Source organism: Synechococcus sp. H55.9 (genome assembly GCF_047462355.1).
Lineage (GTDB): Bacteria > Cyanobacteriota > Cyanobacteriia > Thermostichales > Thermostichaceae > Thermostichus.
Genome location: NZ_JANSJB010000048.1, coordinates 11,679 through 13,896 on the forward strand (window position 1 = coordinate 11,679; position 2,218 = coordinate 13,896).

The 2,218-nt window shown below is 62.1% G+C and carries 3 protein-coding genes; all 3 read right to left on the reverse strand.

All coding sequences use genetic code 11. The features are described 5' to 3' along the window. Positions 1–215, reverse strand: a 215-nt coding sequence (locus NW857_RS07785; RefSeq protein WP_414368556.1) for a J domain-containing protein, incomplete at its 3' end; no start/stop codon positions are given. Beyond that, the gene (locus NW857_RS07790) at positions 173–1,099 is read right to left on the reverse strand and encodes an ABC transporter substrate-binding protein (protein WP_414368558.1); all 927 of its coding nucleotides are present in this window, start codon (positions 1,097–1,099) and stop codon (positions 173–175) included. The genes NW857_RS07785 and NW857_RS07790, both read right to left, overlap by 43 nt. A gap of 52 nt (positions 1,100–1,151) precedes the next feature. Then, on the reverse strand, positions 1,152–2,003 hold the full coding sequence (locus tag NW857_RS07795; RefSeq protein WP_414333754.1) for an inositol monophosphatase family protein: 852 nt from the start codon (positions 2,001–2,003) through the stop codon (positions 1,152–1,154). Between the last annotated feature and the right edge of the window lie 215 nt (positions 2,004–2,218).

Below are 2,218 nucleotides of genomic sequence, written 5' to 3' on the forward strand. Positions count from 1 at the left end.
GGGCTGACCAGCTTGGCAAAGAGGACGTTGGCCCGCTCTGCCCCTTCCGGATCCCCGACAAACCGATCCGGGTGCAGGGCCTTAGCCGCCTGCAGGTAGCCGCGCCGGATCCCTTTGGAGTCGGCGGTGAGGGGTACGCCCAAGATGGCGAAATGGTCCGTCTCGTAGCGGGCTAGTCCTCGGCTGAGGCGGGGGACATCAGAGTTGGATCCCATAGTTGCCACTTCTCCAAGATGCGTTGCAAAGTTCCGTTCTCGGTCAGGATTGCGATTGCCCCATCCACGGCTTCCTTCAGAGAAGGATGCTGCGAGGATACCACGCCCACCAGAGGAATCGGGAACAGAGGCGGCCCCGCCAGGCGCAGTCGGGATCCTGCCTGGCGCAGGCTCAGGGCGGCAACGGGCTGATCGACGAGTACGGCATCCAACTGGCCGGCCTGGAGCTGAGCAAACAGGCGCTCCGGGTTGCTGGTGGCAAAAAGACGAATGGCGTTGCCCCGCCTCTCGTTGTACGCCTCCAACAGAGCTGCTCCCGTACTGTTCACTACAATGCCCACTTTGCGGCCAAATAATTGCGACAGCGCCTCAATGGGAGTTTCCCCTGGCCCCGGATCCCGTACCACCAAGCGCTGGGGGCTGAGGTAGTAGGGTCGGGTGGCGAGAAATTGCTGTGGATCCAAGCCCAAAGCTTCCCGCGCCCCCCAGATGAGATCCACCTCATCCGCTTGCAAAGCCGCCAACTGCTGACTCCAAGCCACGTAGACGGGCTCCACCTGCACCTGCAGCGTCTGGGCAAGCGCCTCGAGGATATCCCACTCAAAGCCGGCGTAGGTTTGCCGCTCTAGGTCGGTGTAGAGGTAAGCCGGGCCCAGGCTGGGATCCAGGCCAACCCGGATGCGCCCCCGCGCCTGAATTTCGGCCCAACGGGAATCGGGGGGCTGGGCTCGCTCGCCGGCAGGAGCGGGCAGGGCCGGTTTTTGGGCAGGCTGAGGGTAGGCCGGGATCCCCAAGAGAAGCGCCAGGCCAAATCCTGCCGCCCAACAACAACGCCGGAGTGTTTTCCCGGCCAAGCTATCTCTCTGACCTTGGGGAGGAGCCATAAGGGCCTGTGCGTAAAGCTTACCCAATTTTTGCCTGAACTTTACCTCATCTTTATCTTTGGCCGTTTCGCTCTCGAGGCCGCCGCATGGGGAAGGAGACCGGCAGGGGGCTGACCTGGGCCAGTTCTTCCTGAAGAGCAGCGTGTAACCAGCCGTTGCTGGCCAGCAGGCGGCCACTGTACACATCCACCGGGCTGCCATCGTAGGCAGTGACCTTGCCGCCGGCCTCTCGCACCAAGACAATCCCGGCGGCAATGTCCCAGGGGGAGAGACCTCGCTCCCAATAGCCGTCCAACTGGCCGGTGGCCACGTAGGCCAAGTCCAGGGCAGCCGATCCGCCCCGGCGCACTCCCTGGGTGAGGTGGGTGAAGTGGCAGAACTCAGCGTAGTTGTTGTCGGGGGTTTCGCGCCGGTCATAGGCAAAGCCGGTTACCAAGAGGCTGCGGGAGAGTTCGGTAGTAGAGGAGACGCGGATGGGCTGGCGGTTGCGGGTGGCTCCCATCCCCTGCACGGCGCGAAAGAGATCCCCGCGAAAGATGTCGCAGACCACTCCTAGCACCGGCTCCCGCCCCTCCAGCAGACCAATAGAAACGGCAGCAAAGGGATAGCCGTGGGCAAAGTTGGTGGTGCCATCGAGGGGATCGATCATCCAGGCGTAGGTGCCCTGCGGGGATCCCTGTTGGCCGGATTCTTCCGTCAAGATCACGTCTTCGGGGAAGTGCCGCCTCAAGATTTTTATGATCAGCTCCTCGGAAGCGCGATCCGCTGTCGTCACCAGGTCGCCCGGGCGTTTCTCCTCAATGGCAAGGTTGCCCCCCACGTAACTGCGCAGCAAAGCCCCTGCCTCCAGAGCCGCCTCTGTGGCCACATCCAACCGACGCAACAGGGCCTCCGTCACACCCACACCTCAAGGCTACAAACCTGCTACCCAGAATAGCCCGCCCGCGGCCAAGGCTGTGGCTCCCAAGGGATCCGTTAAAACACGAGTAGCTTTGACTTGAACCCAAACCTAATTTTCTTTGGGAAACGGAGTATCTCCAAAGCCGCCTGTGGCGTATAGTAGGGTACATCAAGGCTTGTGGGTTTTCCGACAGCCTGCCGAGGCCGAGTTTTTTGGAA

Coding starts and splice junctions, on each gene's coding strand:
- NW857_RS07790 (WP_414368558.1), bottom strand. CDS start 1,099: ATGGCTCCTCCCCAAGGTCAGAGAGATAGCTTGGCCGGGAAAACACTC.